Raw genomic sequence first — 23,205 nt, forward strand, 5'->3', positions numbered from 1 at the left:
CTTCCGGGCCGCCCGCCACACCGCCCCCCGGGCCGCCTTCCGGGGAGCCCACCACACCGCCCCCTGTGCCGCCTTCCGGTTCCGCCGCGGCGGCGCCCGCGGCGGCGGGCCGGCGGATGTGGCCGCTGTACGCGGCCGGGTTCACCACCGCGTTCGGCGCGCACGGCATCGCCGCCAACCTCGGCGGGTTCTCCACGGACGCGGTCACCTCGCTGCTCGTCCTCGGCGGGCTCCTGGCCCTGTACGACGGCGCCGAGGTGCTGCTCAAGCCCCTGTTCGGCAGCCTCGCCGACCGTATAGGCGCCCGTCCGGTGCTGGTGGGCGGGCTGGTGGCGTTCGCGGTCGCCTCCGGACTGTACGTCGTCGCCGACAGCCCCGGCTGGTTGTGGGCCGCCCGCCTGGGCCAGGGAGCGGCGGCCTCGGCGTTCTCACCGTCGGCCTCGGCGCTGGTGGCCAGGCTCAATCCGGACGCCAAGCTCGGCCGGGCCTTCGGCGGCTACGGCTTCTGGAAGTCGATCGGCTACACCCTGGGCCCGCTGCTGGGCGGTGTGCTGGTGTGGGCCGGCGGCCTGCGGCTGCTGTTCGCGGTCCTGACCGTGCTGGGCGCGGCGGTCGCCGTGTGGGCCGCGCTGGCCGTGCCCGCGGTGCCGCCGCTGCCCAAGGTCCGCCAGACGGTGCTGGACCTGGCGCGGCGCCTGGCCGATCCGGCCTTCCTCGCGCCGACCGCCGCGCTGGCCGGGGCCACCGCCGCGCTGTCGGTCGGCGTGGGCTTCCTGCCCGTGTCCGGCCGGGCCGCCGAGCTGGGCACGGTCGCGACCGGCGCGGCGGTGTCCGTCCTGGCGGCGTGCGCGGCGGTGGTCCAGCCCAGGGCCGGGCGGGCCCTCGACGAAGGGCGTCTGTCGACCCGTACCGGCCTGCTGGGCGGGCTGCTGGTCACCGCGGCGGGGCTGGCCTGCGCCATGCTGCCCGGCCTGGCCGGCATCCTGTCGGCCGCCGTGCTGATCGGGGCCGGGACGGGGCTCATCACCCCGCTCGGTTTCGCCGCCCTCGCCGCCCGCACCCCGGCCGAACGCATGGGCCAGACCATGGGCGCCGCCGAACTGGGCCGGGAGCTGGGCGACGCCGGCGGCCCGCTGCTCGTGGCCGGCGTCGCCACCCTGGCCTCGCTCACCTACGGTTACGCCGCCCTCTCACTCCTGCTCGCGGCCGGCCCGCTCATCGCCCTCACCCTGCGCCGCCCCCGCACCCCCTGAAGAACCGCCACGCCGTCCGTCGCCCCCCGGATTCTGAAGCATCCCCGACCCGCCGAAGGGCCGCCGCGACAGCGAGGCGGCCCGGTGACAGCGGGGTGACAGGCGTCGTTCTGGGGGTGTTAGGCGTCGATCCCTATAACCGTTGGCATGTCGATCACCGACCTCCTCCGCCGGGAATGGGCCGCGTTCCGCCGTCCCGGCCGCCTGACCGCCCTTGCCGTCGCGGTCCTCGCCGTCATCGGGCTGGGCCTGTCGTCGGCGTCCGGGAGCCACTCCTCCTGCGACGGCCCCTGCCCCGCCAGCCCCGCCACCCCCGTGGCCGCCGACGGCTCCGCCGTCGGCGACACGTTCTGGTTCCTGCACCGCGGCCTGGGCCGCCAGGGCGCCATCACGGTCCGGATGACGTCCATGACCGGGACGATCACCTACCCCCCGCCGAACCACGACAGCATCGTCGCCGGTCTGGTGCCCTGGGCGAAGGCCGGGATCATCGTCAAGGACGGCCCCCGCCAGGGCTCCCGCTACGCGGCCCTGGCCATGACCGGCGCCCACGGCGTGCGCTTCCAGTACGACTACCGGCACGACGTGGCGGGCAGCCGCGACCGGCTCCCCCGCTGGCTGCGCCTGACCCGCTCCGGCGACACCATCACCGGCGCCGAGTCCGCCGACGGCAACCGTTGGCACACCGTCGGCACGGCGACGCTGGCCGGGCTCCCGGACACCGTGCGGGTCGGCCTGTTCGCCACCTCACCCGGCGACCTCACGCTCCGCGAGACCGGCCTCGGCGGCGCGGTGGAGGAGTCGCGGTTCACCCAGGCCGTCGGCGTCTTCGACCACGTCACCGTCGAGGGCGGCGACGGCGACTGGGTCAGTGAACCCGTCGGTCAGATGAACCAGACCGACTGGGAGAAGTACCACAATCCCTCCGGAGCCGTGCGGAAGGGCGAGGTCGTCACGGTCAGCGGCACCGGCGACATCGGCCCCCTCGGCGAGGACAGCCCGCGCGTCGTCGAGAACCTCCTGGCCGGGCTGGTGATCGCGCTCGCCGTCGTGCTCGTGGTGGCGGCCCGCCTCGGCTCGCGCACCGCCCGGGAGGCGGTCCCGCGGCGGGTGGTCGCCGTGCGCGCCGCCGTCGCAGGGGTGGCCGCCTTCGTGACCGGGCTGGTCGCCGCGGGGGTGGTCCTGCCGGTGGGCATCGCGATCATGAAGGGGAACGGCGTGCCGGCGCAACCGTTGCCGCTGCTCACCGGGGCGCGGGTGATCGCCGGCGCCGGCCTGGTGCTCGCGCTCGGCGCCGTCCTCGCGTACGGGCTGGGCGTGTGGCTGCGCCGGGCGGCGGCCCTCGTCGCGCTCGCGCTGGTCGCGCTGCCGTACGGCCTGACGGCGTTCCCGCTGCTGCCCGACGCCGTCGCGGGGTGGCTGCTGCGGCTGACCCCGGCGGCGGGCTTCGCCGTGCTGCAGACGCGGGTGGAGTATCCGCAGGTGACCGCCCATTACGCGCCCTCGGCGGGATACTTCCCGCTGCCCGGGTGGGCGGGGCTCGCCGTGCTGGGCGCGTACGCGGCGGTCGCGACGTGGTGGGCCCTGCGCCGCGGGGCCGCGCCGGTACCGTCCGCGCCGCCCGGTTCTGGCATCATCGCCGGATGATCCCCATGACGACCGACCGCCTGCTGCTGCGTCTGCCGGACGACGACGACCTCGCCCCCTTCACCGCCATGAACGCCGATCCCGAGGTCATGCGGTACATCGGCGACGGTTCCGTCCTGCCGCCGGACCCGGACCGCACGGCGGCGTGGATCGCGCGCGCCCGGCGGGAATGGCAGGAAAGCGGGCACGGCCTGCTCTCCGTCGTCGTGCGCGAGACCGGGCTGGCGGCCGGCTGGGTCACCCTGACGGTGCCCGCGTTCCTCCCCGAGATCCTGCCCGCCGTGGAGATCGGCTGGCGGCTCGGACGAGCGTACTGGGGCAACGGCTACGCCACCGAGGCGGCCGGACGGCTGCTGTGGTTCGGGTTCGCCGAGTGCGGCCTCGACCGGATCGTCAGCATCCGTCACGTGGACAACCAGCGGTCCCGCCGGGTGATGGACAAGCTCGGCCTGCGGTTCGCGTTCGAGACGGTGGTCCCGGGCCACGGACGGCCGGTCGCGGTGCACGAGATCACCAGAGCCGCCCACCAGGAGCCGTCACCTCACCCGCGCCTGCCGTAGAGGAAGAGCACGAGCGGCCCGCACACCGCGGCGACGGCGGCGGTCGCGACGAGCGACCAGGTCACGGCCCCGGCGGCGCCCGCGGTGTCGTTCATCAGTCCCCTGGCCGCGGTCGCGACGTGGCTGAGCGGGTTGACCTCGACGAAGGCCCGCAGCCAGCCGGGCATCGTCGCGGGCTCGACGAAGATGTTGCTGGCGAACGAGAGCGGCATCAGCACGACGTTCGCGATGCTGATGACCACCGCCTGGTCGGGCACGAGCAGCGCGACCGCCGCCCACAACAACGACAGCGACAGCCCGAACGCGACGACCAGCGCCACCGCCGCGGCCACCCCCGCCACCCCGCCCGCGGGCCGGTACCCCATGACCAGCCCGAGCCCCACCACGATCCCGGACGCGAACACGTATCGGACGGCGTCGCTGACCAGCCCGCCGAGCACGAACGCCCCCCGCCACACCGACAGCGAGCGGAACCGGTCGAAGGCCCCGGTCGTCACGTCCTTGGCCAGGCGGGCGCCGCCGTACATGGTGACGATGGCGATGCTCATGCTGAGCGTGCCCGGCAGGAGAAGCGTCAGGTAGTCGCCGGGCGAACCGCTGACCGCGCCGCCGAACAGGTACGTGAACAGCACGGTGAACAGGACCGGGATCGCGATCGAGTCCACCAGCTGCTTGGGGTCGTGCCTGGTCTTGAGCACGGCCCGCCGGGCGAAGGTCGCGGTGGCGGTGAACGCGCCGGCGCGGCGGCGGGCCCCGGTCGCGGCGATCAGGACGTCGGTCCGGTAGGGCTGTGCCGTGGTGGTCATGCGTTCACGTCCTGGTGGTCGGGGGTGGACAGGTCGCCGGTCAGGGCGAGGAACGCCTCGTCCAGGCTGGGCTGTCCCAGCGTGATCTCGGCGATGCCGACCCGCGCCTCGGCGAGCCGGGTCATGGCGTGCCCGATCAGCCGGCCGGTGTCCGTGGCGTCGGCACGGGTGCTGAGCAGCATGGACAGCGCGAGCGGGTCGTCGTCGGCGAGCCGGACCGTCCCCGCCAGCGCCTCGGCGAGGACCTGCCGGGCCCGCGGGCGCTGGCCGCCGTCGAGCAGCCGCAGGCGCAGGGTGCCCGCGCCGACCCGGGCCTTGAGCTGGGCGCTGGTGCCCTCGGCCACGATCCGGCCGTGGTCGATGACCGCGATCCGCTCGGCGAGCCGGTCGGCCTCCTCCAGGTACTGGGTGGTGAGCAGCACGGTCGTGCCGGCCGCGGCGATCCGCCGGACCAGGTCCCACACGTGGCCGCGGCTGCGCGGGTCGAGCCCGGTGCTCGGCTCGTCGAGGAACAGCAGCTCGGGCGGCACGATCAGGCTGGCCGCGATGTCCAGCCTGCGGCGCATCCCGCCCGAGTACCCGCCCACCGGACGGCCGGCCGCGCCGGTCAGCTCGAAGGCGTCGAGCAGGTCGTCGGCGCGCCGCCGGACGGCTGCGCGGGACAGCCCGTGGAGGCGACCCAGGATGGTCAGGTTCTCGCGGCCGGTCAGGTCCTCGTCCAGGGCGGCGTACTGGCCGGTGACGGCCACGCGGGCGCGGACGGCGTCCCGTTCGGTGAGCAGGTCGTGGCCGAGGACGCGGGCGGCGCCGCCGTCGGGGCGGGTCAGGGTGGCCAGGACGCGGATCGTGGTGGTCTTGCCCGCGCCGTTGGGCCCGAGGAACCCGAACACCTGGCCGCGCTGGACCGTGAGGTCGATCCCGTCCAGCGCCCGGTGCCCGCCGTAGACCTTGACCAGTCCGTACGCCTCGATCGCGGGATCGCCGCTTAACTTTGACATGCCGTAAGACTTAATTATCTCTTACGCGCTGTCAAGTTTGCGTCGGCGGGCTATCATCGCTGCGATGGCCGACGCACTCGACACCGCCACCCGCACCCGCCGCCGGCGAGCCGACGCCCGCCGCAGCATCGACGCGATCCTCGAAGCGGCCCGCGTCGTCCTCGGCGAGCGGCCCGACGCCAGCGTGGAAGAGATCGCCACCACCGCGAACGTCACCCGCCAGACCGTCTACGCCCACTTCCCCTCACGGGACGCCCTGCTCGCCGCCCTCATCGAGAGCGCGGCCGCCGAGTACGCGGCCCTGCTCGACGCCGCCGGCCTCGACACGGCCCCGCCCGCCGACGCGCTGGCCCGCTTCCTCGACGCCGGCTGGCAGTTCCTGCGCCGCCATCCCCTGCTGCTCGACCTCACCGTGTCCCGGGCCCATCGGCCCGCGGACGACGACCCCCACGACGTCGTGCCGCCGCGCCTCGAACGGCTCGTCCGGCGCGGCCAGGACACCGGCGACTTCGACCGGTCGCCCCCCGCCGCCTGGCTGGCCGCGGCCGTCATCGGGCTCCAGCACGCCGCCGCGGAGGAGATCGCCGGCGGCCGACTCACCGCCCCCGAGGCGGCGGCCCTGTGCCTGGACAGCGCGCTGCGCCTGGTCGGCGGCGGCCGGACCTGAGCCGCTAGGCGAGGTCGCGGGGAGGCCCGGACGGCCAGGCGACGTCGTCCACCGCGAGGAACGGCGAGAGCGCGACCGCGGCCGGCGTCACCCCCGCGAAGGTCATGACGTCCCTGTGCAGATGCGACTGGTCGGCGTAACCGCTCTCGGCCGCCACCAGGGCGGCCCGATCACCGGCGGCCAGACGGTGGGCCGCATGGTCGAAGCGGATGAGCCGGGCGACCCGCTTGGGCGTGAGGCCGACCTGGGCGCGGAACCGGGCCCACAGGCGCTTGCGGCTCCAGCCGGCCTCGGCGGCGAGCCGCTCGACGGGCACCCGCCCGCCGCTGGCCGCCATCCGCCGCCACGAGAAGGCGACCTCCGGATCGGCGGCCCGGCCCTCGTCGGCCCGCCTGGCCAGCGCGTCCCGAGCGATCGCGAACCGGTCCTCCCACGACCGGGCGGCCCGCAGCCGCTCCTGGACGCGTTCGGCCTCGCGCCCCCAGAGGTCGTCGAGCGCGACCACCGTGCCGCTCAGCTCGGCGGACGCGCCCAGGACGGCGTGCGCCGCCATCGGCGACAACCGGATCTGCAGGCACTCCATCCGGCGGGTCAGACCGCTCCCCCGCACCTGCCGGGGCGCGAGGCCGGCGACGACGCGTCCGAGCTGCCTGGAACCGTGGTCGTCCTCGATGACGAACGGCTCGTCGCCGAGGTCGAAGAGCAGGGTGACCGCGGGGTGCGGGACCAGGGCGAGGTCGCGGAACTCGTTGGCCCGGTCGCTGAACCCCGCCATGACGACCCCGGGCAGGCCGCCGGGCCGCGACGGGACGGTGATCTCCCATCCGGGCACTTGACCGCGAACCGGCACAACTGACCGCACCCCGCCATCGTACGAGCCCCGCGCCGCGGGTGATCTCGGCGGCCGGGAACACGCCCGGCGAACACCACCCGGCTGGATTGCTAGGGTCACGCGCATGCGATCGACTTATCTCGCCTGGGACGATGCGGTTGACCTGTTCGAGCGGCGCGGCCTGCCGAAGGAGACGTACGGGAACCTGTACGAGGAGGAGTACATCCTCGTGCCCGGTCCCGCCACGGTGACCGGCGAGCTCCCCCTCGACGAGCACGAGCGCACGCCGTGGCGCGAGCACGCCCCCGACGCCGCGACCGGCTACATCGTGGACGGCGACCTGGTCGTCGACGGGAACGTCACCGACGTGGACGACGGCTCCGCCGCGTTGATCGTCCTGGGCGACCTGCGGGCGCGGAACGTCTACCTGGCCGGTGACGCCAAGCTGGTCGTGCGCGGCCACGTGACGGCCGAGACGTTCGTCGGCGACATGACCGACAAGCTGGTGGTGATCCATGGTGACCTGCGCACCACCGTCTCGATCTTCTGGGACGAGTTCTGCCCCGACCTGGTCGCCGGCACCCTGCACGGCAGGGCCCTCACGCCGGCCTACCTCGACCTGTCCGACGCCGACGTCGGCGCCCTGGCCGACCCGTCGCCCGAGGTCCCGCTCAGCCGCCTCCTCGTGCCGGAACTGCTGATCAGCGGCGCCCCCGGCCCCGACGACCTGCCCGAGATCGGCGTCCGCGGCGACGTCCTGCGCGACCGCCTGCTGTCCGGCCTGCCCCTCACGATCGCAGGATGAGCCTCGGACACCGATCGCGCATGACAGGCGTTTCCGCCACACCGGCCAGGTGATGCCGCCCACGTTGCCGGGCAGGGCGATGGGGACCTGAGCCACGGAGGCCAAGAAGACCAGCGGCACGCGAAGGCGCAGCAATTCCGGCGCGCCGGAAGACCGTCGCCGTCGCGCTCCGGTTGCTGATATCTCAACTCTTGCCTACTGTGATCCCAGTTTGACCGGAGGAGGCGCGGGCCGTCGCGCCCGCCGGAAACACTGGACGGAGCAATGTCGTGACCACTGCACTCATCATCGGCGACCTCCAGCGGGGCATCACGGGCGGTTACCCGTTCGCCCAGCAGGTCGTGCCGCCGCTCACCGAACTGCTGCCCCGCGCCAGGGCGGCCGGCGTCCTGGTGGTGTTCGTGCACTTCGCGTTCCGGGCCAACGGGGCGGACGTGCCGCCCGGCAGCGCGCTGATGAAGTCGTTCTTCGAGGCCGGCGACGCCTTCCACGAGGGGTCGGCCGGAACCGAGCTCGCCCTGCCGGTCGCCGACGAGGACGTCGTCGTGCTGAAGCGCCGCGCCAGCGCGTTCGCCGGGACCGACCTCGACCTCGTGCTCCGCGCGCGGGGCGTCACCACTGTGGCGGTCGCCGGGGTCGCCACCAGTGCGATGGTGGCCGCGACCTGCTACGACGCGGCCGACCGCGGCTACCAGGTGACGGTGCTGAGCGACGGTTGCGGCGACGGCGATCCGGCGCTGCACGACTTCTTCGTGGACGCCGTCTTCCCGAGCCGGGGGTTCGAAGTGGTGTCGTGCGACAAGTGGCAAGTTTGATCGCGGACGGGCGGGAGGCGTCCCGCCCGCTTCACCCCGTGACCGGCGCGATGGCTCACCTGCCCGCGTTGCTGCTGGTCGGCCAGGAGGTCACCGGCCTCGACCGCACCGGCCAGGCGTACCGGGCGATCCGGCGCCAGATCATCGACCTGACACTGCCGCCGGGCAGCAGCTTCAGCGAGGCGTCGCTCGCGCGGCAGTGGCAGATGAGCAAGACGCCGGTGCGCGAGGCGCTGGCCCGCCTGCGGCGCGACGGGCTCGTGGACGCGCTGCCGCGCGCCGGCTACGTCGTCAGCCCAATCACCCTCCAGGACACCGACGACCTGTGCGCGCTGCGTACGCTGCTGGCCGGCGAGAGCGCCGCCGCCGCCGCGCGCCGCGGCGTCGAGGACCCGGCGCTGGAGCGGCTCGAAGAGCTGGCCGAGGTGCCCCGCGCGCTCGCGGCGGGCGAGGCCGACCTGGAGCAGTCGCTGCGGGCCGGGATCGAGTTCGAGGCCGTCATCGCCGACGCCGGCGGCAACGGCCGGTACGCCAAGGCGATCGTCGGCGTACTGGACGAGTTGGAGCGGGTGCTGCGGATGGCCGCGTTGATCGCTCCGGAGGTGGCGAGCCCGCCCGGGGAGCTGGCGGGCGTCCACGAGCGCCTGCGCGCCCGGGACGCGGACGGCGCCCGCGAGGCCATGCGCGGCCGGTGCGAGCGCGTGCGCCGGGACGTGTTGCGGGTCCTGACCAAGAGCACTTCCGTCAGCCGGGCCGGCATCGAGATGCCACCCCGGACGTAGGCCCATCGCTCGGGACGACGCGACCGGGCTCGTGGAAACACTGTTCACGGTCAGCCGAAGACCGCCATCGGCCCCTGCTGGAGCCGCCGCCCGGGCGCCTGACGTCCGTGCTTGCGTGCGGCCACGAGCGGGGGGCCTGGCGGATCCGAAGCCCCGGCCGGCGCCCTGGAGCCTGTACGGAGTTCGGATCTCTGGACTGGCCGGAGGCTTCGGATCCGTATGACGGCCCCACGCGGATGCAAGCCGGCAAGACAGCTGTCGGGTGTCTTGCCGAACCGCGGCGCGTGACGGCGGGGCCGCGGTCCTACAGTGCGTTCAGGTCGATGGTCTCGGCCATCGCGTTCAGGCCCGCGTCGTTCGGGTGGAGCCAGTCGCCCTCTTGGCCGTCGCGGACGTTGAACTCCGGGCGCAGGCGGTCGGGGTCGTCCGGGGCGACGAGGGCGCGTTCGAAGTCGGCCACGGCGTCGTACTCGCCGCCGGTCCTGATCCAGGCGTTGACCTGGTCGCGGACCTGCTCCAGACCGTACGGCTCAGCCGTACCGTCGGGGTAGAGCCACGGGTTGCCCTTGAACGGCATGATGGTGCCACCGACGACGCGGATCCCCCGGGCGTGGGCGCGCCGGATCAACTCGCGGTGTCCCGCGATGATCTGATCGGCGGTGACGTCGGGGTCACGATAGGTGATGTCATTGATGCCCTCCATCACGATCACCGTTCGTACGCCCGGCTTGTCGAGCACGTCCCGCTGGAAGCGGGCGAGGGCGCGTTCGCCGAAGAGCGGGTGGTCGTAGAGGACCCGGTTGCCGGAGATCCCGCTGTTCAGGACGGTCAGCCGGGTGCCGGAGGCGACGAGGCGCTCGGCGAGCTGGTCAGGGTAGCGGTTGTCAGCGTCCGGGGTGGAGCCGGTGCCGTCGGTGACCGAGTCGCCGAAGGTCACCACCGCGCCGCGGGCTGAGGCGCCGAGCACGTCGACGCCGCTGAGGAAGTACCACGACTGGGTGGTGTCGGTGAAGGCGCTGCCGCGCGGGTCGAACCGGTGGTCGCCGGACGCCCGGTAGCTGGTGGCCGAGGAGATGTCGTGGAAGGTGGCGGGTCCGGTCGCGCCATGGAAGTAGAGAGTGACGGCCAGCCGGTCGAGCGCCTGCAGCTGGAGCGGGATCGGGTCGCTGACCAGCTCCTGGCCGGCCTTGACTACGGCGTCCGCGCGCCGGGAGAAGGTGACGGCGCGCAGAGTGCCAGGACGCACGGCGGCGCCGGTCGCGGCCTTGGCGATCGTCGCCCCGTTCACGGTGAGAGGCGCGGTGCCGTACCGGTTGGAGATGGTGATGCGGAGGGCGGCTCCCGGCCCGGTGACGCGGAGCACCTGACGGACAGAATGGCGTTCGAAGCCCTGCTCCGACCAGTTGGACGACCAAGGCAGCCCGCCGGGTGAGGGCTGCTGGACGGCTGCCGCCCAGGCGCCCGTCCAGCGGGGCTGCGTCGTACCGCCTTGGGCGGGGACGGCGGTGAAGGCGAGGGTGAGCGCGGCCAGGGTCTTGGTGAACAGCATGAGTGGAGGATCCTTGGGTCAGAAGTCGATGGCGTGGTCGGCGGCCCACTGCGCGTAGGTGCGGGCGGGGTGGCCGGTGATCCGCTCGACGGTGTCGTTGACGTCGGCGGGCTTGCCGACGCAGGCCGCCATCAGCTCGAACAACGCGCCGAGGAAGGCCGGATCCATGAAGGCGCTCATCTGCTCCAGCACCGGCGCGGGATCGAGGTCCTCGACGGTGAGCGGGCGGCCGAGAGCCTGGCCGAGGATGGCGACCTGGTCGGCTTGGGTGAGTGACTCCGGCCCGGTCAGGTGGTAGGTCTGCCCGGCGTGGCCGGGGCGGGTCAGCGTCGCGAGCGCGACGTCGGCGACGTCCAATTCGTGGATGGCGCTGAAGGCGGCCCTGGTGTACGGCGCGCGGATCACGTCGCCGCCGGAGAGCTGCATCGCGAAGGTCAGCGAGTTGATCGCCGGGAAGAGCAGCCGCAGGATCGTCCACTCCAGGCCGGACTCGCGTATGGCCCGCTCCACGTCGCCGTGGTACTGGGCGATCACATCCGGCTGCGCGCCTGCGCCGTCGACCACCGCGCCCGAGGACAGGAAGACGATCCGGCTCACCCCGGCTTCGTGGGCGGCGGCCAGCAGCGGCGCCGGGTCCATGCCGTACTGCAGGACCAGCAGGAGGGCGCTCACTCCGTCGAGCGCGGCCGGGAGGGTTTGGGGCTTGGTCAGATCGGCCTGGGCCAGTTCGACGCCCTGCGGCAGGGCGGCTCGTTCGGGCGTGCGGGTCAGAGCGCGGACAGGGTGGCCCGCGGCGTGCAGCACTTCGACGGCTTGTCGGCCGAAGTGGGCGGTGGCGCCGGTTATGAGGTACATCAAGGACTCCTAGTTTCAGAACGAAACACTCAGTTCCGACGCTGTAAGGCGGCGCAGAGCGCGTCGACCTCCTCGTCGGTGTTGTAGTAGTGCACCGACGCCCGCACCACGGCGGCCAGGCCACGCTCGCCCAGGTCGTAGCGGGCGGACGTGACCGCGGACACGCTGGTGTTGATCCCGGCCGCGCTCAGGCGGCGGTGCACGTCGGCAGCGGACTCGCCGTCGACGGTGAAGGTGACGATCCCGCACAGCCGCTGCCCCCGGTCCTGAACGGTCACCCGAGGCAGCTCCCCCAGCCGCCGCCGCAGCCGGGCGGCCAACGCGGTGACGCGCTCCGCGATCGCCTCGACGCCCCAGCTCAGGGCGTAGTCCACCGCGACGCCGAGGCCGATCTTGGCCGCGTAGTTGGCCTCCCAGTTCTCGAACCTGCGCGCGCCTGAACGGATCTCGTAGGTGTCCTGGCCGGTCCAGATGGCAGCGTGCAGGTCGAGGAAAGGCGGTTCCAAGGTGTCGGCGAGCCGCTTGGAGACGTAGAGGAAACCCGTGCCGCGCGGCCCGCGCAGGAACTTGCGGCCGGTGGCCGACAGCAGGTCGCAGCCGAGCTTCCGCACATCGACCGGGAGTTGCCCAACGGACTGGCAGGCGTCGAGCAGGAACGGTACGCCCGCGGCGCGGGTCAGCCGGCCGATCTCGGCCGCGGGGTTGACCAGTCCGCTCTGGGTCGGGACGTGGGTGACGGCCACGAGCTTGACGTCGGCGGCGAGCCGTCGCTCCAGGTCGCGCACCGACAACTGGCCGTGCTCGTCGTCGTCGACCACCTCGACCCGAGCCCCGGTACGGCTCGCGACCTGCAGGAAGGCGATCACGTTGCTGGCGTATTCGGCGCGGGAGGTCAGGATCCTGTCCCCCGGTCCGAAGCGCAGCGCGTAGAAGGCCATGTCCCAGGCGCGGGTGGCGTTCTCGACCACGGCGATCTCGCCCGGCAGGCAGCCGATCAGCCGGGCGATCGCCTCGTAGACCGCGTTCACCTGCGGAGCCGCGACGGCGGCGGCTTCGTATCCCCCGAGCCGCCCCTCCAGCCGCAGGTGTCCGATGACGGCGTCGAGCACCGGGGCCGGAGCGAGCGCCGCACCGGCGTTGTTGAGATGCACCACCTCGGCGCATCCCGGGGTGTCGAGGCGGGCACGTGCCACATCCAGGAGACTCACGGCAGTCGAGGTCCCGCCTCGCGCTGGGCGGCGAGCCAGTTCTCCACCTCGTCGGCCCGGCTGGGCAGCGCGCCGGACAGGTTGACCGCGCCTTCCGCGGTGACCAGGATGTCGTCCTCCACCCGGATCCCGATCCCGCGGAGCTCGGCGGGAACCAGATCGTCCTCCGGCTGGAAGTACAGCCCGGGCTCGACGGTCAGCACGTTGCCCGCGCCGAGCTCGCCCCCGCGATAGCGCTCGGGCCGGGCGTTGGCGCAGTCGTGCACGTCGGTGCCCAGCATGTGGCCGAACCCGTGCAGCGTCCACCGCCAGTAGTGCATCGACGCCGGGTCCATCGCCTCGTCGGCGCTCACCTTGAGCACCCCGAGCTCGACCAGGCCCTCGGCGAGCGCCCGCATGCAGGTCAGATGGACGTCGGCGAACTTCACCCCCGGTTTGACCGCTGCGATACCGGCCTGCTGGGCGGCGTGGACGATGTCGTAGACCTCGCGCTGGAGCGGGGTGAAGACACCGGAGACCGGCAGGGTGCGGGTGATGTCGGCGGTGTAGAGCTGATGGCCTTCCACTCCCATGTCCATGAGCAGCAACTCGCCGGGCGCGGTGAAGCCGTCGTTGCGCTTCCAGCACAGGATCGTGGCGTGCGCTCCGGCGCAGACGATCGAGCCGTATCCGACGTCGTTGCCGTCGTGCCGGGCGCGCAGCCCGAAGACGCCTTCGATCAGCCGCTCGGACACACCCCGGTCGGCGGGCAGCACCCGGGCGACGTCCTCGAACCCCCGGACGGTGGCGTCGACCGCCTCCTGGAGCCGGCGGATCTCCCACTCGTCCTTGACGAGCTTGAGTTCGGCGATCGCCGCCGAGAGCGCCCGGTCACGGACGTCGTCGGCGGGCACGGCCGCGTCGACCCTGGCGTCGAGCCCGCGCAGCACCCGGGTGCGCCCTGGCACGCATCGCGCCAGGGCGGCGTCGAGGCCGGCCAGCGGGGCGGTGTCGACACCGAGCTCGGTCGTCTTCTCGTCGAGCGTACGGCGGCGCCCGGCCCACAGCTCGCCGGCCCGGTCGCGGAAGAACTCGTCCGTCTCCCGCGAGGAGCGCTGGTGGGTGTAGAGCAGGGCGTCACCGCCCGGTCGCAGGACCAGCACACCGTCGGGGTCGTGGTCGCCGGTGAGGTAGGAGAAGTCGCTTCCCGGGCGGAAGCGGTAGAGGGTGGCATTGGCGCGGATCTTGGCAGGTCCGGTGGGGATGACCAGCGTCTCCCCGGGAAAAGCGCGCGACAGTTCTGCGCGGCGGCGCGCGTAGTGCGGCACGCCCGGTTGGGGACGCACGTCCAGCGGCTGGTCGAGCCAGGCCGCGCGCATGAACTCCAGGAGCCTGGGCGGGAAGTCGGGGTCGTGGGCGGCCTTGGTCATCGCCGGCTCCCGGTCCAGTCGACGTGGAGTTCTTCGTGAGCGGCGAAGCGCAGGAGATGCCTGGTGACGACGTCCTGGACGCCGCCCAGCGCGTCGAGGTCCGCGGCCTCGACGACCAGGACGAGCACCCCTTGACTCGACCGCAGAGAGCAGGCTCCGGAGCGGAAGGTGATCGTCGCGCACCCCGGGCCGGTGTGCTCGGCGGCGGCCTTGTGGCCCAGATGGGAGACGAGCTGTTTGGCGTACCGCTCGGGGCGGTCGGTCGCGACGTGTGCCGTGGACAGAAGCATGCATCCTCCAAGTGTTTAGATATGTCGACGCTTTAGGCGCTCGGCAGTCTGCCAACGTCTCGCGCGATTTGTCAAAAGCGTCGACGGTCCTCGACACTTGACCTCATGACCGATGAGCAGCTCCTCTCTCTGCGCTCATCCGCGCAGTACAAGGCGCTCGGACACCCGATGCGCCACCGCATGGTGAACCTGCTGCGCCAGCGCCCGGCCACCCTCAGCGAGCTGACCACCGCGCTCGACTCCACCAAGGGCACGGTCGGCTACCACGTGCGGGTCCTGCGCGAGGCCGGGCTCGTCCGCCTCGCGAGCACCCGCCAGGTGCGCGGCGGCACCGAACAGCGCTTCGAACTCGTCAACCGCGGCTTCCAGCTCGACGAGGAGACCGGCGCCAGATTCCTGCACGACGCGGCTCTGGCCGAGATGTCACCCGTACGACCGGGCGACCCTGGCCACACCGTGCTGCACCACGTCTGGCTCACCCCGGAAGAGGCCCGCACGCTGGCAGGACGGATCGAAGACTACGAACACGGTCAGCGCCTCAACCCCGAACACGGCACCGAGCCCTACGGACTGCTCCTCAGCCTCTACCGCGCCGACATCCCCCGCCTGCCACCGGAAGGTCGCCCCACGTGACAACCACGCCGACCGGCCAACGGGGCGACAAGCTGCCGCCGTTCCTCAGCAGAGGACGACGTTCCCCGTCCCGCCGCTTCACGGGGAGCGCCGGATCGGAGGCCATCAAGGGCTGACCACAGCACCGTTGGCGGGGCTGCGTTCATGAACCATGGGCCAGACGACGGACAGCGTCGGGCAGCCGGCGGGCTTCCCGTCGGCGCGCCGCCGGGTTCACAGATCGTCTACGCGAGTGAACGTCAGTTCGGCGTCGTTTTCACCGCCGAAAGCCCCAGGGGTGCCCCCTTAGGCGCCATAGAAGGCACGGATGCCGGTGCTGCCCTCGTTCTGCTTGACCAGCGTGAAACTCTGCGTGCGGGGCCCTTGAACGGCTGGGGCGTTGGCCACGAGACCGTCCATGGTCATGACCTGTGGCGGGGCCGCCTCGCCAGTCGCTGGACGCTCAGCTGGACTCCCTCAATGCCGCCGAGGTGAGCCGGATCTTCTCCGAGAAAATCTCCACCCGCGCGGCGAAGGTCGCGGTGCCGGAGACGGTCGCGGGCAGCGTGACGGACTGGCCGCCCCTCAGGATAAACCGCCCATGTTGCGTCGTGAGGAAGGCCACAGTCGAATCCTGTCCGATCGGTCAGAGCTGACCGATCGGACAGTTATGGTTGAGGGCATGGCACGTCCCGCTTCCGCCCTGCGCGGCCACATCCTGGACTCGGCGTTGAGTCTGTTCGCCACGCGTGGATACAAGGGCACCTCGCTGCACGACATCGCTCAGGTGGTCGGCTGTTCGAAGGCGTCCTTGCTCTACTACTTCGTCAGCAAGGAGGCGATCCTCGCCGAGTTGCTGACCCCCGCCGGTGAAGGGCTGGGAGAGCTGGACGCCCGGCTTTCCGGACTGGAGGGAGACCAGGCGGTGGCCGCGGCCGTCACCGGCTTCGTCGATCTGGCCATGCGGTTCCGGCGCGAGGTCAAGGTCCTGTTCCAGGACATTCCCGTGCTGGCCGGCCATCCGGCTCTGGGGGCCGTGCCGGCCGTCGTGGGGCGGCTGATGACCGCGATGGTGGACGGCTCGACCGAGTCCCGGGGCCTGGTCACCGCCTACATGGTCGTCGGTGCGGTATCGGTGACCTGCGCCAGTGACGTGCCGGTGCCGGACGAGGACCTGCGTGCCGAGCTGATCGACGGCGCCCTGCGCACGCTCGGCCGCGCCCCCCGTTGAACTTCGAGGAAAGACATCCTTCATGGCTTCTGTGCTGTATCGGCTCGGCCGGTTCTCCTTCCGCCGCCGGGGGCGTGTGCTGGCCGTCTGGCTGCTTCTGCTCGCCTTGCTGAGCGGGGCGGCCGCCGCCTTCATGGGTCCCACCACTGACAACTTCTCGATCCCCGGCACGGAGTCCCAGCGCGCGCTCGACTCCCTGCGGGTGCAGTTCCCGCAGGCCGGTGGCGTGACCGGAACCATCGTCCTCGCCGCGTCCGAAGGACGGGAACTGGACAAAGCCGCGGTCGCGGCCGTCGTGCGGGAGGCCGGTGGAGTCCCCGGTGTGATCGCCGCCATCGATCCCTTCACGGCCGGTTCGGTCACTCCGGACGGCCGCTACGCGTTGGTCCAGGTCCAGTTCGACACCCCGGCCGACGAGGTCAGCGCGGCGCAGCGTACGGCGTACGAGCAGGTCGGCGCCTCCGCGCGCGGGCTCCGGGCGGAGCACGGCGGCGAGATCATGAAGGCGGGAGGGGAGATCGGCTCCACTGAGGCGCTCGGTGTCCTGGTCGCCGCGGTGGTCCTCCTCATCACCTTCGGTTCTCTGGTGGCCGCCGGCATGACGCTGCTGAACGCGCTGATCGGCGTCGCGGCCGGGATGGCCGGGCTGTTCGCCCTCAGCGGGGTGCTGGAACTGACCGGCACCGCGCCCATCCTGGCGTTGATGCTGGGGCTGGCCGTGGGCATCGACTACTCGCTGTTCATCACCTTCCGCTACCGGCAGTACCTCACCGAGGGTGAGGTTGCGGAGGAGGCCGCCGGGCGTGCGATCGGCACCGCGGGTTCCGCTGTGGTCTTCGCCGGCGCCACCGTCGTCATCGCCCTGGCCGGCCTCTCCGTGGTCGGCATTCCCTTCCTGAGCGTCATGGGGCTGGCCGCGGCCGGCACCGTCACCCTGGCGGTGCTGGTCGCCCTCACCCTGCTCCCCGCGATGCTCGGCTTCGCCGACGCCCGCGTCCTGCCTCGTAGGCAGCGTGGCGGGCGGATGCCCGCCCCCGGGCCCGAGGGCTTCGGGTACGCCTGGGGCCGGCTCGTCACCCGGCTGCGGATCCCGATCCTGCTAGTCGGCGTCGCCGGACTGGGCGCGCTGGCCCTGCCCGCCCAGGACATGCGCCTGGCCCTGCCCGACGCCGGCACCGCGGCTTCCGGTTCGGCGGCCCGCGAGGCCTACGACCTGATCAGCGAGGGATTCGGGCCCGGCTTCAACGGGAGGCTGATCGCCGTTGTCTCCGGCGCCGACGCCCAGGCCACCAGCATGGCCGCCGAGCAGGCCGCGCGGCTGATCGAGTCCACGGACGGTGTGCTCCACGTCTCCCCGCCGCAGCCCAACCAGCAGGGCACCACCGTACTGATGACCATCATCCCCAAGGCCGGCCCGACCGACGCGGCCACAGAGCGGACCGTGCACTCCATCCGGGAGCGCGTGGCCGCCGTCCAGGGCGCCACCATCGCGCTGACCGGCGCCACCGCCATCGGCATCGACGTGTCGGCGAAACTCGCCGAGGCGATGCCCGTCTACCTGCTGCTCGTCGCCGGGCTGTCGATCCTGCTGCTGATGCTGGTCTTCCGCTCGGTGCTGGTGCCGCTCAAAGCGGCGCTGGGCTTCCTGCTCACCGTCGGCGCCACGTTCGGCATCACCGTGGCCATCTTCCAGCAGGGGCACTTGGCCGACCTGCTCGGCATCGACGTCCCGGGGCCGCTGGTGAGCTTCCTGCCGATCCTGCTCATCGGGATCCTGTTCGGCCTGGCCATGGACTACGAGGTCTTCCTCGTCTCCCGGATGCGCGAGGACTTCGTGCACGGCGACAGCCCGCGGCAGGCCACCGTCAACGGCCTGGGTCACAACGCCCGCGTCGTCACCGCCGCCGCGCTGATCATGGCGGCCGTGTTCGGCGGTTTCGTGTTCATGGACGATCCGATCATCAAGTCCATCGGATTCGCGCTGGCCGTCGGCGTGCTCGTCGACGCGTTCATCGTCCGCCTGACCCTGGTGCCGGCCGCGATGTCGCTGCTCGGCCGCGCGGCCTGGTGGCTGCCCCGGCCCCTCGACCGGGTCCTGCCGAATCTCGACATCGAAGGCGAGAGCCTGCGCGGGACCGAGGCCGACCGGCAGCATGCCGACTCCACGAACGCCGTCAAGGTCTGACATCCGATCAAGTGGGCGAGGCCCGCACGGGCTTCGCCCACGGCTCCGGCCAGGGCGGCGCTAGCCCTCGATGATCAGGTCGCGGCGCAGGATCCGGATGAAGGCACCCATCGCCGCGACCATGTCGAAGGACTCGTCGAGCAGCCACTGCTCCTCAAGGCCGGTGATGGTGCCGATGATGAGCGACGCCACCGCAGAGGGGTCGGCATCCGCGCGTACGTGCCCGGTAGCGACGCCTTCCTTGACCACGGCGGCCAGATGAGCACGGAACGTGCGGACACGCTCCCGCGCCCATTCCAGCGCGATCTCCGGGAGGTCGTTCGAGCCGAAGGCGCCGAGATGCCCCATGCGGGTGAGCTCGCGGTTCTGCCGGCTCCGCCTGACCATGTCATCCACGATCTCCAGGGCGCGGACCATGGCCGGCCCCTCGTACTCGCGGCCGACCTCGACCGCGTCGAAGGTCTGCCGGTCGCGTTCGGCAAGCACCTCGGCCAGCAGAGCTTCCTTGGTTGGGAAGTGATGCAGCAGGCCGGACTGGGTGATCCCGGCCTGCTTGGCGACGGCCGCGAGGGAGGTCCCCCGGTAGCCCTGTACCGCGAACAGCGTGAGGGCGGCGCTCACGATCTTGGCGCGCCGGGCGGCACCGGCTCGCTCGGCGTCATGCGTCTTCGCCATCCGTCGTTCCTGTCGTCCGGGTGCCTCGCTCGACGCAGGCGGACATGGTTGTGCAAGGCCCAATTTCTTCCGCGCCAGCCTACCGTTCACCCGCGTGGCCGGCCGCCCGGGAGGGCGCCTTGTCCCGTCAGCGCACTCTCTTGATCGGAAGAACCGCCAGAGCGCCCGCGCCCGCGACGATCGCCACCACGGGATACAACGCCGCGTACCCTCCGAAGATCGTGACGATGCCGCCGGCGGCGACGGGCGCGATCGTGTTCGGCAGGGTCGCGGCGATGTTGATCACGCCCAGATCCTTGGCGTGGTCGTCCTCACTGGGCAGGACCTCCGAGACGAGGGCCTGGTCCACCGAGATGAAGACACCGAAGCCGATGGTCAGGACGACCGTCGAGATCATCAGACCGCCCACAGTCGGCAAGATCAGCAGGAACAGCGCCGATGCGGCGATGATGAGCCCGCCGACCAGGACGATCGGCTTGCGCCGGCCCACACGGTCCGACAGGAGCCCGGACACCGCGATGGCGATGATGAACCCGGGCAGGCCCATCAGTCCGATCAGGGGAACCAGCCGCGCGGCCTCGGTGAGGCTCAGGCCGATGTACTCCTGGGCGATGTAGATGTTGAAGGTCTGCACCATGTAGTAGCCGCCGAAGATGAGCACGCGGCCCAGGAACGCCCAGAAGAAATCGGGATGGCGCAGGGGATTGACCCAGAACGCCTTGAGGAAGGCCCGGATGGAGAACGCCGGCCGTGCCACACCGCGGTTGTCGGTGTCGGGATTGACCACGACGAACACCACGATGATCAGCAGGATGACGCCCGCGAAGCCGGCGTAGCCGACGGGGATGCGGGTGGCGAAGGCGGAGGCGAGGACCGGGCCCGCGATCGCCGCGGCGATCGCGCCGAGCCCGGTGAGCGTCGAGTACCGTCCGCGCAGCCGGGAGGGCACGCGGTCTGGCAGGATCGCCGCGAGCGGACCCTGGAGGGCATTGAAGCCGAGTTGTACGGCCATCATGACCACGACCAACTGAGTCACGGTCGTCGACAGTCCCGCGGTGATCAGCCCGACGGCGCCGAAGAGGGCTCCGGCCAGCATCCATGGCGCACGTGCGCCGAAGCGCGTACGGGTGCGATCGGACAGGACGCCGACGAGCGGCTGGATGATCATCGCGGCGAGCGCGCTCATGGTGTTGACGATGGTCAGGTTCTCGACCTTGGCCGTGGTGTCGATGGCCTGCACCTGAAGCGCCAGGAAGTAGGCCGAGACGGCGTAGCCCAGTGGTGCGGCGGCGCTGACGAACGGCACGGTGACGAACAGCCGCCGCAGACCGCGGTCCTCCCGGTGCCGATCGCCGGGTCCGGACGACTCAGGAGGCGCGGGCGCGGTCGAAGAGACGCCGGCCGCGTGAGTCTGCGGCGGGGACTGGGGCGGGAGCCGCTCGTCCATCGAGATGTCCCTACGGCTCGACGCTGTCGTTCAGGGCATCGCCCGCGAGCCGCCACAGCTCCTCGACCTGGGACCGGAACCGGTCGTGGTCGTGCGCGGGAAGCGAGAAGACGAAGGGGGCGCCGCGCAGCATGCCTTCGACAGCGTCGCGCGCGACCTCACCGGGTTCGATGGCCATCGGGACGGTGCCTGTTCCGAACAACTCGGCCGCCGGGGGGCCGAACACGTCGGGCCGGTTGCGCTGGGAGTCGAGGATGCGGGTCGCCACCTGGCCGGGACACAGAATCGTGACGCCGATGCCGTCGGGCTCGAGTTCAGCCCGCAGCCCGAGCGAGAGGCCGACGATGGCGTGTTTTGTGGCGCTGTAGAGGGACGTGCCCTGCGGGTCGGGCAGGAAGGCATGGGTCGACGCGGTGTTCATCACGTGACGCCACCCGGTCCGCTCGCGCATCCTCGGCAGGAAGGCACGCAGGCAGTTGAGCATGCCCTCGATGTTCACCGACGAGAGCCAGCGCCAGTCACCGAGCGACGATTCGGCGACCGTGCCGAAGGCGAGCACGCCCGCGTTGTTGCAGAGCACCTCGACGGAGCCGAACTCGGCGTAACTGGCCTGTACGAGGGCGTCGACCGACTCGGGGTCGGAGACGTCGACGCGAATGCCGAGCGCGGGAATCCCGCTCTCATCCAGTTCGCGGGCGAGGCGCCGGGCGTCGGCGCCGTCTATGTCGGCCACGACGACCGACATCCCGCGCGCGCCGAGTTCGGCCGAGAGCGCGGCCCCGATGCCGCTGGCCCCACCGGTGATGACCGCCGTACGGCCGGCGAGTTGATCAGATCCAGGCATCGCGGTATCCCTTGCTCGAAGCCGCCATGGATTTCGTCGGCGAGCCTACTGACTGATCAGTCGGTTTGCTAGCTCCGAGAATGCCGCGTGATCGCCTCGATACTCGTCCGTGATGGACGCCGCTCTCGTTGCCCGGCCGCGTGTCTACAACCTGTTCTCGTTTGCCGCTAGGGGTTGATCCTGGAGATCGCGGACTCGGCGAAGCGCTCCGGCTTCTCGATCTTCCTGGCCTGCGGCTCGGTGTCGGGACCCTTCATGTACGGCCACCGGAAACCGACGATCAGGTCGATGATCCCCTTGTCGGCCAGCCGCTTGACCCGGTCCGCGCTGTAGGCGTCGGAGGAGATCGCGTGCATCTCGAAAGGCCGGTCGGCTGTTCCCTCCCTGGCCCGCAGGGCGGCCAGCCTGGCCGGCGGCGCGTCCAGCTCGTGACCACGGCACCCCCATCGCCGCGAAGCCCTCGGGCCATGGGCTGAGCCACACGCCGAGGCCCAGCCGGTTGCTGGTCGGGCAGGCGATCGAACTCGCCTGTTGGGCGACCAGCACCGGCGGGCGAATCGGTAGCTTGAGCACAAACGTCGTGAACCGGATAGTCGAGGTCGCCGCTCCCATGGCCGCGGCCAGGACGAACGTCTCGATGAAGCTCTTGTCCTTCAGGAACTCCCAGTAGCCGCGCAGGGCGTACGGGTAGCTCGCGTCGGACTCCTTCGGGGGACGATCGAGTCCGCCCCGCTGACGCTCGCGCATCCCACCACCTCGGCGGCCTGGGTCGGCGGGACGCAGTACGACGGGTCGGTCATGGACCCGGCATGGGCGAACCGCATAGCAGCGGAGCGCAATAGAACCCGTTCCACTTGAAAAGCGGCTCTCGCCCATCCGGGCGTGGAACAGATTCACGAACAGCAGGTCACACTCGGCCGCCTCACCCTCCATCGGCCCCAAGGCAAGCTTGGGAGCCCGTCGAGGCATGGGCACGACGTGCCAGACCTACCTGGTGTCGTGAGCCGCCCGCGGTCATACTGCAGGCTCGCCAGGCTCAACGCAGGGTGAGCCCGCCGCCCTCGTGGACGGCGCGGAGACCGCGGTCGACCGTTTCGTCGTTCTCGCCGACCGGGGCGACGTAGTCGAGGACCGCGCGGGCGGCGTCCTCGCCGAGGGTGCGGGTGATCACCCAGGTGGCCAGATACTGTGACGCCAGGCACCCGCCCGCCGTCGCGATGTTCCCCTGCGCGTGGAAGGGGGCGTCCAGCACGGTGACGCCGCAGGCTTCGACGAACGGCCGGCTGGTTCTGTCCGCGCAGGCCGGCATGTGCTCCAGCAGGCCCAGACGAGCCAGCACCAGCGCTCCCGAACACTGCGAACCGATCAACTGCCGGGCGGGGTCGAGCGGCAACATGGACAGCAGCCGGTCGTCGGCGACCACGTCGCGGGTCTTCACCCCGCTCCCGATGAGCACGACCTCGGCTTCGCGCACGAACTCGATCGGACGCTGCCCGGTCACCGGGACGCCGTTCATCGACGTGACCACCGGTGTAGGCGTCGTGATGAACGCTTCCAGCCCGTCGGCCCGGCATCGGTTGATCAGCGCCGAGGCGATGAAGCTGTCGAGTTCGTTGAACCCGTCGAACGTGACCACCGCTACCCGCATGACATCTCCTTCGGACAAGGTCGTACGCCATCCGCGACCTGATCGAGCGTGCCCGCAGGACGGCCTTCGGGGATCGAGGGGACAGGC

Annotated in this window: 24 protein-coding genes and 1 pseudogene; 10 read left to right on the forward strand and 15 right to left on the reverse strand. The window is 71.8% G+C overall.

Annotated elements, in window-relative coordinates; translation table 11 throughout:
- The first annotated feature begins 65 nt into the window (after positions 1-65).
- From AB0C33_RS13915 to AB0C33_RS13925, 3 genes are all read left to right on the forward strand, one after another.
- Positions 66-1,253, forward strand: coding sequence for an MFS transporter (locus AB0C33_RS13915; RefSeq protein ID WP_358287042.1), 1,188 nt, complete (start codon positions 66-68; stop codon positions 1,251-1,253).
- Between the two features lie 147 nt (positions 1,254-1,400).
- A complete protein-coding gene (locus AB0C33_RS13920; protein WP_358287044.1) occupies positions 1,401-2,900 on the forward strand; it encodes a hypothetical protein in 1,500 nt (499 codons plus the stop codon).
- Positions 2,897-3,460, forward strand: a complete 564-nt coding sequence (locus tag AB0C33_RS13925; RefSeq protein ID WP_358287046.1) for a GNAT family N-acetyltransferase — start codon at positions 2,897-2,899, stop codon at positions 3,458-3,460. Before AB0C33_RS13920 ends, AB0C33_RS13925 begins: the two co-directional genes overlap by 4 nt.
- Here AB0C33_RS13925 and AB0C33_RS13930 read toward each other — a convergent pair.
- On the reverse strand, positions 3,442-4,266 hold the full coding sequence (locus AB0C33_RS13930; protein WP_358287048.1) for an ABC transporter permease: 825 nt from the start codon (positions 4,264-4,266) through the stop codon (positions 3,442-3,444). The genes AB0C33_RS13925 and AB0C33_RS13930 overlap by 19 nt on opposite strands.
- Complete coding sequence (locus AB0C33_RS13935; RefSeq protein WP_358287050.1) at positions 4,263-5,264, reverse strand: ATP-binding cassette domain-containing protein; 1,002 nt, start codon at positions 5,262-5,264, stop codon at positions 4,263-4,265. The genes AB0C33_RS13930 and AB0C33_RS13935 overlap by 4 nt, the downstream gene beginning before the upstream one ends.
- A 64-nt stretch (positions 5,265-5,328) precedes the next feature.
- On the opposite strand from AB0C33_RS13935, the gene AB0C33_RS13940 reads away from it, so the two are divergent.
- Positions 5,329-5,931 (forward strand): TetR/AcrR family transcriptional regulator, encoded by a 603-nt coding sequence (locus tag AB0C33_RS13940; protein ID WP_358287052.1) that lies wholly within the window; start codon positions 5,329-5,331, stop codon positions 5,929-5,931.
- Positions 5,932-5,935: 4 nt separating this feature from the next.
- Here the strand turns inward: AB0C33_RS13940 and AB0C33_RS13945 are convergent, their stop codons facing one another.
- Complete coding sequence (locus AB0C33_RS13945) at positions 5,936-6,793, reverse strand: helix-turn-helix domain-containing protein (protein WP_358287054.1); 858 nt, start codon at positions 6,791-6,793, stop codon at positions 5,936-5,938.
- Positions 6,794-6,887: 94 nt separating this feature from the next.
- Here AB0C33_RS13945 and AB0C33_RS13950 point away from each other — a divergent pair, with 94 nt between their 5' ends.
- From AB0C33_RS13950 to AB0C33_RS13960, 3 genes are all read left to right on the forward strand, one after another.
- On the forward strand, positions 6,888-7,568 hold the full coding sequence (locus AB0C33_RS13950; RefSeq protein ID WP_358287056.1) for a polymer-forming cytoskeletal protein: 681 nt from the start codon (positions 6,888-6,890) through the stop codon (positions 7,566-7,568).
- 269 nt (positions 7,569-7,837) lie between these two features.
- Positions 7,838-8,383 carry an isochorismatase family cysteine hydrolase gene (locus tag AB0C33_RS13955; RefSeq protein WP_358287058.1) on the forward strand — a complete coding sequence of 182 codons (546 nt, stop codon included), beginning with the start codon at positions 7,838-7,840 and terminating at the stop codon, positions 8,381-8,383.
- Positions 8,371-9,165 carry a GntR family transcriptional regulator gene (locus AB0C33_RS13960; protein WP_358287060.1) on the forward strand — a complete coding sequence of 265 codons (795 nt, stop codon included), beginning with the start codon at positions 8,371-8,373 and terminating at the stop codon, positions 9,163-9,165. The genes AB0C33_RS13955 and AB0C33_RS13960 overlap by 13 nt, the downstream gene beginning before the upstream one ends.
- Before the next feature lie 304 nt (positions 9,166-9,469).
- On the opposite strand, the gene AB0C33_RS13965 is transcribed toward AB0C33_RS13960, so the two are convergent.
- Genes AB0C33_RS13965 through AB0C33_RS13985 form a run of 5 tightly spaced genes read right to left on the reverse strand, consistent with a single transcriptional unit; the run spans position 9,470 to position 14,476 of the window.
- The gene (locus AB0C33_RS13965; protein WP_358287062.1) at positions 9,470-10,714 is read right to left on the reverse strand and encodes an SGNH/GDSL hydrolase family protein; all 1,245 of its coding nucleotides are present in this window, start codon (positions 10,712-10,714) and stop codon (positions 9,470-9,472) included.
- Positions 10,715-10,732: 18 nt separating this feature from the next.
- Positions 10,733-11,569 carry an NAD(P)H-binding protein gene (locus AB0C33_RS13970; protein WP_358287064.1) on the reverse strand — a complete coding sequence of 279 codons (837 nt, stop codon included), beginning with the start codon at positions 11,567-11,569 and terminating at the stop codon, positions 10,733-10,735.
- A 29-nt stretch (positions 11,570-11,598) separates the two neighbouring features.
- The gene (locus AB0C33_RS13975; RefSeq protein ID WP_358287066.1) at positions 11,599-12,762 is read right to left on the reverse strand and encodes an aminotransferase class V-fold PLP-dependent enzyme; all 1,164 of its coding nucleotides are present in this window, start codon (positions 12,760-12,762) and stop codon (positions 11,599-11,601) included.
- 11 nt (positions 12,763-12,773) lie between these two features.
- The gene (locus AB0C33_RS13980) at positions 12,774-14,186 is read right to left on the reverse strand and encodes an aminopeptidase P family protein (RefSeq protein ID WP_358287068.1); all 1,413 of its coding nucleotides are present in this window, start codon (positions 14,184-14,186) and stop codon (positions 12,774-12,776) included.
- Positions 14,183-14,476, reverse strand: coding sequence for a DUF2218 domain-containing protein (locus AB0C33_RS13985; RefSeq protein WP_358287070.1), 294 nt, complete (start codon positions 14,474-14,476; stop codon positions 14,183-14,185). The genes AB0C33_RS13980 and AB0C33_RS13985 overlap by 4 nt, the downstream gene beginning before the upstream one ends.
- 105 nt (positions 14,477-14,581) lie before the next feature.
- Here AB0C33_RS13985 and AB0C33_RS13990 point away from each other — a divergent pair, with 105 nt between their 5' ends.
- Positions 14,582-15,109 carry a helix-turn-helix domain-containing protein gene (locus tag AB0C33_RS13990; protein ID WP_358287072.1) on the forward strand — a complete coding sequence of 176 codons (528 nt, stop codon included), beginning with the start codon at positions 14,582-14,584 and terminating at the stop codon, positions 15,107-15,109.
- 442 nt (positions 15,110-15,551) lie between these two features.
- Here AB0C33_RS13990 and AB0C33_RS13995 read toward each other — a convergent pair whose 3' ends face one another.
- Positions 15,552-15,713 (reverse strand): hypothetical protein, encoded by a 162-nt coding sequence (locus AB0C33_RS13995; RefSeq protein ID WP_358287074.1) that lies wholly within the window; start codon positions 15,711-15,713, stop codon positions 15,552-15,554.
- 57 nt (positions 15,714-15,770) lie between these two features.
- Between AB0C33_RS13995 and AB0C33_RS14000 the strand changes: the two genes are divergently transcribed.
- Both AB0C33_RS14000 and AB0C33_RS14005 read left to right on the forward strand, forming a co-directional pair.
- A complete protein-coding gene (locus AB0C33_RS14000) occupies positions 15,771-16,319 on the forward strand; it encodes a helix-turn-helix domain-containing protein (protein WP_358287076.1) in 549 nt (182 codons plus the stop codon).
- A gap of 22 nt (positions 16,320-16,341) precedes the next feature.
- On the forward strand, positions 16,342-18,504 hold the full coding sequence (locus tag AB0C33_RS14005; protein WP_358287078.1) for an MMPL family transporter: 2,163 nt from the start codon (positions 16,342-16,344) through the stop codon (positions 18,502-18,504).
- Between the two features lie 60 nt (positions 18,505-18,564).
- Here AB0C33_RS14005 and AB0C33_RS14010 read toward each other — a convergent pair whose 3' ends face one another.
- The 6 genes and pseudogenes from AB0C33_RS14010 to AB0C33_RS14035 all read right to left on the reverse strand — a co-directional run bounded on the left by AB0C33_RS14010 (position 18,565) and on the right by AB0C33_RS14035 (position 23,118).
- The gene (locus AB0C33_RS14010; RefSeq protein ID WP_358287080.1) at positions 18,565-19,179 is read right to left on the reverse strand and encodes a TetR/AcrR family transcriptional regulator; all 615 of its coding nucleotides are present in this window, start codon (positions 19,177-19,179) and stop codon (positions 18,565-18,567) included.
- Between the two features lie 127 nt (positions 19,180-19,306).
- The gene (locus tag AB0C33_RS14015) at positions 19,307-20,626 is read right to left on the reverse strand and encodes an MFS transporter (RefSeq protein WP_358287082.1); all 1,320 of its coding nucleotides are present in this window, start codon (positions 20,624-20,626) and stop codon (positions 19,307-19,309) included.
- Positions 20,627-20,636: 10 nt separating this feature from the next.
- Complete coding sequence (locus AB0C33_RS14020) at positions 20,637-21,470, reverse strand: SDR family NAD(P)-dependent oxidoreductase (RefSeq protein ID WP_358287084.1); 834 nt, start codon at positions 21,468-21,470, stop codon at positions 20,637-20,639.
- 167 nt (positions 21,471-21,637) lie between these two features.
- The gene (locus AB0C33_RS14025) at positions 21,638-21,826 is read right to left on the reverse strand and encodes a hypothetical protein (RefSeq protein ID WP_358287586.1); all 189 of its coding nucleotides are present in this window, start codon (positions 21,824-21,826) and stop codon (positions 21,638-21,640) included.
- A gap of 79 nt (positions 21,827-21,905) precedes the next feature.
- A pseudogene (locus tag AB0C33_RS14030) lies at positions 21,906-22,439 on the reverse strand (LLM class flavin-dependent oxidoreductase); the annotation flags it as partial.
- Between the two features lie 67 nt (positions 22,440-22,506).
- Positions 22,507-23,118 carry a hypothetical protein gene (locus tag AB0C33_RS14035; protein WP_358287086.1) on the reverse strand — a complete coding sequence of 204 codons (612 nt, stop codon included), beginning with the start codon at positions 23,116-23,118 and terminating at the stop codon, positions 22,507-22,509.
- Between the last annotated feature and the right edge of the window lie 87 nt (positions 23,119-23,205).

The organism is Nonomuraea sp. NPDC048881, from assembly GCF_040649795.1.
Classification (GTDB): Bacteria; Actinomycetota; Actinomycetes; order Streptosporangiales; family Streptosporangiaceae; genus Nonomuraea.